Origin of the sequence: Ruficoccus amylovorans (assembly GCF_014230085.1) — a bacterium.
In the GTDB taxonomy this organism is placed as follows: domain Bacteria; phylum Verrucomicrobiota; class Verrucomicrobiia; order Opitutales; family Cerasicoccaceae; genus Ruficoccus; species Ruficoccus amylovorans.
On sequence record NZ_JACHVB010000044.1, the window covers coordinates 46,348 to 53,460 of the forward strand.

The window sequence follows — 7,113 nt, forward strand, 5'->3', positions numbered from 1 at the left end:
TCTTTCCGCTCTTCCTGTTAAATCTCTTTATTTTCCCTGAGCATGACCATCCTCGTCACAGGCGGCAGCGGCTTTATCGGCACGCATCTGGTGCGTTACCTCCTGCGGGAGACCGGGCACGGGGTGGTCAATGTGGACAAGCTGACCTACGCCGCCAACCCATCCCCTGTGCCCGCCGCGACGGACGCGGCCCGCTATCGGCTGGTGGTGGCGGACATCGCCGACAGCCGGACGCTGGCCGATGTTTTCGCCGGGGAAAAGCCCGGCGCGGTCATCCATCTGGCGGCGGAGTCGCATGTGGACCGTTCCATCACCGGGCCGGAGGCGTTCATCCAGAGCAATATCGTCGGCACCTTCCGCCTATTGGAGCAGGCTCGGACGTATTTTGAGGGGCTGTCTGGCCCGGCGCGGGAGAGCTTCCGCTTCCTGCATGTTTCGACGGACGAGGTTTACGGTTCGCTCGGGCCGGAAGGGGCGGCGTTTACGGAAAGCTCGCCCTACGAGCCGCATTCGCCCTATTCGGCCAGCAAGGCCGCCGCCGACCACCTCGCGCGGGCCTGGCACACGACCTACGGCTTGCCGGTTATTGTGACTAATTGCTCGAACAACTACGGCCCCTGGCAGTTCCCCGAAAAGCTGATCCCGGTCACGATTATCAAGGCCCTGCGCGGCGAGCCGATCCCGGTCTATGGCCGGGGCGAGAACGTCCGCGACTGGCTCCACGCCGCCGACCACGCCGAGGCGCTTTACGCCGCGTTGGAGTGTGGCCGGGTGGGGCGGACCTATAACATCGGGGCCGACAATGAGCGCCGCAACATCGACCTCGTGCAGTCTCTCTGCGCCCTGCTGGACGAGTTGGCCCCCTCGCCGCAAGGCTCGCACGGGCGGCTGATCTCCTTTGTCGGGGACCGCCCCGGCCATGACCGCCGCTACGCCATCGACGCGAGCCGGGCGCGGGAGGAGCTGGGTTGGCGGCCCCGGACGGATTTTCTGCGCGGGTTGCGCGAGACGGTGCTCTGGTACCTGGAAAACCGCGACTGGTGGGAGGCGGCGCTGGCGCGAATGGATGTGCCGGGTACGCCGGGCGCTTGGGGTGTGACTGCGGCAAGGGGCCGCGCCGCAAGCTTGCCTGCGGACGGGCCGGGCGACTAAGCTGTTGCCTGATTTTCCATCAAAAACTCCGTCCATGAAAACGCGCAAAGGCATCGTACTGGCGGCGGGCACCGGCAGCCGCCTCTACCCGCTGACGCTGGCCGTGAGCAAGCAGCTCCAGCCCGTCCACGACAAGCCGATGATCTATTACCCGCTCTCGGTGCTCATGTTTGCGGGCATTCGGGCGATCCTCATCGTGACCACGCCGCAGGACCGGCCCTTGTTCGAGCGGCTGCTCGGGGACGGTTCCCAGTTCGGGCTGAGCTTCACCTACACCGGCCAGCAGGAGCCGGGCGGGCTGGCGCAGGCGTTTTTGTTGGGGGCGGATTTCCTGGCGGACGGACCCTCCGCGCTGGTGTTGGGGGACAATCTCTTTTACGGGCACGACCTCATCCGCACCGTTCGGCAGGCGGCGGCCCGCGAGACGGGAGCGACGATTTTCGCCACACGGGTGGCCGATCCGCGCGCCTACGGGGTGGTGGAACTGGATGCCGGAGGCCAGGTGCTCTCGCTGGAAGAAAAACCGGAGCGCCCGCGCTCGAATCTGGCCGTACCGGGCCTGTACTTCTACGACGGGCAGGCGGTCGCTCTGGCGCGGACCTTGCGGCCCTCGGCCCGGGGCGAACGGGAGATCACCGACCTGAACCGCCTCTATCTGGAGGCCGGGCAACTGCGTGTCGAACAGCTTGGCCGGGGGACAGCCTGGCTGGACTCGGGCACGCACGCGGACTTGCTGGCGGCGGGGACTTTTGTCGAGACGATTGAGAAGCGCCAGGGCCTCAAAATCGCCTGCCTGGAGGAAATCGCTTTCCGCCAGGGCTGGATCGACTCCGATACGCTCCGGCGGCAAATCGACCGCATGGGGAAATCCTCCTACGGGGCGTATCTGCGGACACTGCTATAGCGCCGGAGTTTAAAAGTCGGGCTGGGTCCTACTCGCTGACGAAGACGATGTCGTCCTTGTGTCCGTCAGCAAACTCGTATTGGAGCGTGCGGTTGAGTCCTTCGGCCAGCGTGTAGGGGGCCTGGAAACCGCAGCTATGGGCCCGGGTAGCGTCGAACTGGGTGGTGGCGCAGAATTTTTTGACGCGCACTGCGCTGACCGGAAATTTCTTGCCGCTGAGCTTACTCAGTACATCGAAGGAGAGCCCCCCGAGCATCCCCAGGCAATAGGGAATGCGGACGGAAGGAACCTGCGTGTTGAGGCTTTTTTCCACCTGGGCGACGAGGCCGTTCATGCTGAGGTCGGGCTTGTCGATGTAGTTGAAAACCTGATACCCCGGCTGTTGGTTATTCAGGTGGTGCCGGATGAAGGCGACGATGTTGCCCACGTATGCCATCGACTTGTAATTCTCGCCCTTGCCGACCATGAGGAATTTATGCGAAGCGATTTGTCGCAGCAGGTTATAAACGTTACCGCGGTTGCGCTCGCCGAAAATGACCGTGGGGCGGATGATGGTCAGGGAACGTTCCTCCGGCCGGGCCTGGTGCCAGGCGCGCAAGACCTCTTCCGCCTGCCATTTGCTTTTACCGTAGTGGTTGAAGGGATCGGCGGGATGGTCCTCGGCGGGGTTTTCCTTATTGAGTCCGTAAACGGCGACGGAACTGGTGAAGATGATGTTGCGGACGCCGTTCTTGTCCATGGCGGCGAGCACGTTTCTGGTGCCCTGGACATTGACATCGTAGTAGAGCGAGGTGGGGCTGACATCGTCCCGGTGCTCGGCGGCCAGCAGCACGACCGAGTCCTGCCCGGCCAGCGCCCGGTCGAGCTCCTCCTGGTGCCGGACATCGCCACTCACCGTGATCTCCGGGTAAAAGACGCTCTCGCGTTTGTCGAAGTTGCTCAGTTGGCAGTCGTCCTTGATCAGTTCGATCAGGCGGCTGCCGACAAAGCCGGATGCACCGATGAGGCAAATATTTTTCATGACTGCCGGGTGATAAACTGTTTGAGCTTCGGCAGAAGCCGTACGGCGGGGTAGAGTGGGGAGACGGAAATACCGTTATTGCGAAAGGCGCGCATGATCTGTCTGTTGCCGCGGATGATCTCCCGGATGGACCCGGTGCTGTGCCCGCCGTAGCGCATCTTGACCATGGTCTGATCGAGGTAACTCGATTGGGCATGGTGCTTCTCCATAAAGCGGAGCATCAGTTCGAAGTCCGCCGATACGCTCATGGAAATGTCGAAAAGGCCGTGGCGTTCGTACAGTTCGCGGCGCACGAAGAAAGTCGGATGGGGCGGATGCCAGCCGCTTTTGAAGCTGCCGGGGCGGTAGGGGGAGGATTTCCAGTGGCGCAGGACACGCGAGGTGTCATTCGGGCTGACGAAGTCGAGATTGCCGAACACGACGTCGCATCCGGTCTGGCAAAAGGTGTCCGCGACTTTTTCCAGAACGCTCTCGTCGGCGTAGAAATCGTCGGAGTTGAGGATTCCTACTATGTCTCCGCTGGAGGCGGAAATGCCCTTGTTCATAGCGTCGTATATGCCCTTGTCCGGTTCGGATATTATCTGGGATATACGGTTCGGTACGGTATTGATTATTTCCAGGGTATTATCACTGGAGGCACCGTCTATGATGATATGCTCTATCTGTGCGAATGTCTGGGCATGGACGGAGGCGACACAATCCTTGACGAAAGCGCTGCTATTATAGGTGGCAGTTACGATAGACAGAGTTAAGCTATTGGAGGTACGTTTGTTAACGGAACCCGGCGTGCCTGACGCCGGCACCCGCTCCAAGGGACTCTGAGTATCTTTCATGGTCGGATCTGCTTCTGGAAAAGCGAAAGGAACTACCGGCATGCCTGATTACAGGCAACAAGAAAAACCTCGTCAAATCAGGCAGAGGGCAACGAATCGACCACGCTCTTGCCCTCTCATTATATTCGGTCGCAGCAACTTGTTTGTTACGTTATTTTTACAACAAAGGATTCCGGTCAGTCTTCCTTGTTCGTTATTAGAACACTGCGAATAACCTGTCACGAGCGAGACGAGAGCAATTTGGATATTGGGCAAGGCGACTTCGGGCGCAGCTTGGGTCAGTCCAACTGGCCGACCCACTCGATGAAGCGCTCTTTCCAGACCGAGGACTCGGGAGTTCGCCCCAAGCTGAAGCCGTGGCCCCCGCTTGAGACGGGCATCCAGACCGTGGGCACGCCGTGCTCTTTGAGGGCGGTGGCCAGGCGTTCGCTGTTCTCGATGACAACGACCTTGTCGTCTGTGGCATGGACGAGAAAGAACGGCGGCCAGTCGCCGGTGACGCGCCGGTCGAGGGAGAAATCAATCAGGCGCTGCTCGGAGGGGGCGCTGCCGAGCAGGTTATCGCGGGAGCCGCGGTGAGCGATGTCGTCGCTCATGGATACGACCGGGTAAACCAGAGCGACGAAGTCGGGGCGGGTTCCCTCCTCCCTCGTGCCAAAGACGGCGGTGGAACCGGCGAGGTGGCCTCCGGCGGAAAAGCCCATGATCCCGATCCGGTCAGGGTTAATGTCGAGATCGGCGCTGTGGTCCCGCAGGTAGCGAATGGCCGCGAGGGCGTCCTGTTGGCTCCGGGGCAGGCCGTCGCCGGTTGCGTCCGGGGCGGGCAGGCGGTACTTCAAGACGGCAGCCGCCACGCCTTGCGAGGAGAGGTAGCGGGCGATGGCCAGTCCTTCGCGATCATAAACCACGGCAGCATAGCCGCCGCCGGGACAGATGACGACGGCAGGATGGCCTGGCAGGGGATGCTCGGGCAGGAAGAGGTTCAGGGTGGGCTGGGAAATGTCGCGAATGGTCCGGTTTAGGCCGCGGTCATCGAGATGTTTCTGCCGATACGTTACCAGTTCGGGGGGCGGAGTGGCTTCGCCGGCCGTCGTTATTGGGAGAACGATCTCCCCGGAGCGTGGCGTGGCGGCCAGGCTCAGCGTCATGGCAAGCGCGAGGGTAAGGGCTGCGCAGAGGTGTGTTTTCATGCTTATTTTTTGGGGGGGAGGGGGGGGGGCAGTGGCTTGGGGCAAACATGCCGAGGTCGTAAATCAGCATACAGCTTTCAGATAGTCAGAAAAAAGCTTTTTATTGAGCTTCTCAATTTCGGCGAAGGAGAGAGATTTACAGGAGCACTTATGGATGATGTGGGTGCCTTCTGGTATTACAGGTCAGTTGGGCAATCCGGTCAGAGCTTGCGACGAATTTTGTATGGTCCCGTCGAAGCGGCATCTACCGCCGCCCCTCCACCGGCAACTTGCCCCATTTCTGCGTTATATACTTTTGATAGCGGAAGGTTCCGTTATCTGAGACCCGGGGCGGATCGACCGCCGCCCGGGTCTTATTGTATCTGGACCGGTCGATGAACCAGGAAAGGAGGCCCTCATGGCAATCGTACTGGAGGCCAACTATTGCAAGAAGCTCGGACTGCCGGGGTACTCGTCGCACCAGTACGGGGTGACGATCCGGGCGGAGCTGGGCGACATCAACCAGGTCCCAGAGGAGTCGGAGCGGGTGTACCGCCTGCTCCAAACCTCCGTGGACCGCGAACTCCAACAGACCGGCTGGCTGCCGCAAGGCAGGCAGCCGGGCTCAACCACCACCCCGTCGCAGGCGGACCCGTCCTCGCCACCGCCCACCGGCGAGGACACCTGGACCTGCTCACCCAAACAGCGTGAGCTGATCCTCAGGCTCGTAGAAGAACACGCCCTCGACAAGCAGGCCATCAACGAACTGGCCCGTCAACGCTTCGGCAAGGGCGTGCGCTCCCTCAACAAACTCGAAGCCTCCGGGCTGATCGACGAGTTACTGGAACGCCACGGGGGCAAGGGCCAGGCCGCTCGCTCCCCACGCCGGGGCAGCACCCGTCGCACGGCCCCAACCGGGAGGGCGCCATGATCCGGCCCGCCGATCCCGACCACCGCCCCCCGGCGGATGTCGTGGCCTTCCCGCTGCGCTCCAGCGACGGGGCGCTGGCCCACGTCAGCCCCTCGTCCATCCGCGACTACCTGCAATGCTCCCTGCGCTTCTATTTCAAGCGCGTGCTGGGCCTGCCGGAGCCGGGCAGCGTGAGCTTGCACCTGGGCAAGGCCGTCCACGCGGGCATCCAGGCCTACTGGATCGCCCGCTGGCGCGGCGGGGATGCCTCGACCGAGGCGGTCCTCGCCAGCTACCAGACGGCCTTCGCCGCCCACGAGCAGGAGGCCTCCGTCTCCTTCGCCGAGGAGGAACGGGAAACCACCCTGGCCAAGGGCGAGTCCCTCCTGCGGGCCTACTGCGAGAGCGAACACGCCCAGACCGAAGCCAAGCCCATCGGGGTCGAGGTCAAGCTCCAGGACGACTTCCCGGAGCTGCCCTCGCCCCTGCTGGGCTACGTGGACCTGGTTCTGTCCGCTGCGGACGGCCCGGTGGTGTGCGACTTCAAGACGGTCGCCGCCACCCCCAACGTCGAGCTGGAGGCCTTCCTGCACGAGGGGCAACTGTGCGCCTACCAGTTGCTCATCGAGGAGGCCACCGGACAACCCGTCTCGGCCCGCGAACTGGTCTTCCTCGTCAAGACGAAGACGCCCAAGGTCATCGTCCACCGACTCCCGCCTGCCGACGAGGCTGCCCGGGAGCGCTTCTGGAGCATGGCCCAGGCCATGGTGGACGGGGTCTATCACGAGCGCTGGCATCCGCAGCCGGGCATGCACTGCGGCTGGTGTCCGTACCGCGGACCCTGCGCCCGCTGGAGGGGAGGCAACGATGTGGCCTAACCTCATCCTCGTCCTGCTCACCGTGGGGGTGGCGGTCGCCTGCCAGTGCGGACCGCCACCCGCCTCGCCGCCCCCGGTGGACTTCGGGCCCCTCGCCGGGGCGCTCCGGGTCCTCGGAGGCTCGTCGGTGCTCTGCTCCCTGATCTGGGGAGCGAGCCTCATCACCCAGGCCAAACTCAAGCAAAAGGACAACCGTGAACCTGATCCTGCGACTGCTGCTCGTCGGACTGAGCTGCTACACCCTCG

The 7,113-nt window shown here is 62.9% G+C and carries 8 protein-coding genes; 5 read left to right on the forward strand and 3 right to left on the reverse strand.

The window, feature by feature from the left end; genetic code table 11:
• Positions 1-42 precede the first annotated feature (42 nt).
• A complete protein-coding gene (gene rfbB, locus H5P28_RS15275; RefSeq protein WP_185676581.1) occupies positions 43-1,152 on the forward strand; it encodes a dTDP-glucose 4,6-dehydratase in 1,110 nt (369 codons plus the stop codon).
• A gap of 34 nt (positions 1,153-1,186) precedes the next feature.
• On the forward strand, positions 1,187-2,056 hold the full coding sequence (gene rfbA / locus H5P28_RS15280) for a glucose-1-phosphate thymidylyltransferase RfbA (RefSeq protein ID WP_185676582.1): 870 nt from the start codon (positions 1,187-1,189) through the stop codon (positions 2,054-2,056).
• A gap of 28 nt (positions 2,057-2,084) precedes the next feature.
• Here the strand turns inward: rfbA and H5P28_RS15285 are convergent, their stop codons facing one another.
• The 3 genes from H5P28_RS15285 to H5P28_RS15295 form a co-directional block, all read right to left on the reverse strand.
• Positions 2,085-3,077, reverse strand: coding sequence for an NAD-dependent epimerase/dehydratase family protein (locus tag H5P28_RS15285; RefSeq protein WP_185676583.1), 993 nt, complete (start codon positions 3,075-3,077; stop codon positions 2,085-2,087).
• Positions 3,074-3,952 (reverse strand): glycosyltransferase family 2 protein, encoded by an 879-nt coding sequence (locus tag H5P28_RS15290; RefSeq protein ID WP_343075484.1) that lies wholly within the window; start codon positions 3,950-3,952, stop codon positions 3,074-3,076. The genes H5P28_RS15285 and H5P28_RS15290 overlap by 4 nt, the downstream gene beginning before the upstream one ends.
• A 236-nt stretch (positions 3,953-4,188) precedes the next feature.
• Positions 4,189-5,100, reverse strand: a complete 912-nt coding sequence (locus H5P28_RS15295; RefSeq protein WP_185676585.1) for an alpha/beta hydrolase — start codon at positions 5,098-5,100, stop codon at positions 4,189-4,191.
• Between the two features lie 397 nt (positions 5,101-5,497).
• Between H5P28_RS15295 and H5P28_RS15300 the strand changes: the two genes are divergently transcribed.
• The 3 genes from H5P28_RS15300 to H5P28_RS15310 form a co-directional block, all read left to right on the forward strand.
• Positions 5,498-6,010, forward strand: coding sequence for a hypothetical protein (locus tag H5P28_RS15300; RefSeq protein ID WP_185676586.1), 513 nt, complete (start codon positions 5,498-5,500; stop codon positions 6,008-6,010).
• A complete protein-coding gene (locus H5P28_RS15305) occupies positions 6,007-6,867 on the forward strand; it encodes a RecB family exonuclease (RefSeq protein ID WP_185676587.1) in 861 nt (286 codons plus the stop codon). Before H5P28_RS15300 ends, H5P28_RS15305 begins: the two co-directional genes overlap by 4 nt.
• Positions 6,857-7,113 (forward strand): hypothetical protein (locus H5P28_RS15310; protein WP_185676588.1); only part of this gene is annotated, 257 nt, incomplete at its 3' end. The genes H5P28_RS15305 and H5P28_RS15310, both read left to right, overlap by 11 nt.

What these genes read in the sequence shown, in the direction of transcription:
- H5P28_RS15295 (WP_185676585.1), bottom strand. Translation starts at nt 5,100, where the DNA reads ATGAAAACACACCTCTGCGCAGCCCTTACCCTCGCGCTTGCCATGACG.
- rfbA (WP_185676582.1), top strand. Translation starts at nt 1,187, where the DNA reads ATGAAAACGCGCAAAGGCATCGTACTGGCGGCGGGCACCGGCAGCCGC.
- H5P28_RS15300 (WP_185676586.1), top strand. Translation starts at nt 5,498, where the DNA reads ATGGCAATCGTACTGGAGGCCAACTATTGCAAGAAGCTCGGACTGCCG.
- rfbB (WP_185676581.1), top strand. Translation starts at nt 43, where the DNA reads ATGACCATCCTCGTCACAGGCGGCAGCGGCTTTATCGGCACGCATCTG.
- H5P28_RS15290 (WP_343075484.1), bottom strand. Translation starts at nt 3,952, where the DNA reads ATGCCGGTAGTTCCTTTCGCTTTTCCAGAAGCAGATCCGACCATGAAA.
- H5P28_RS15285 (WP_185676583.1), bottom strand. Translation starts at nt 3,077, where the DNA reads ATGAAAAATATTTGCCTCATCGGTGCATCCGGCTTTGTCGGCAGCCGC.
- H5P28_RS15305 (WP_185676587.1), top strand. Translation starts at nt 6,007, where the DNA reads ATGATCCGGCCCGCCGATCCCGACCACCGCCCCCCGGCGGATGTCGTG.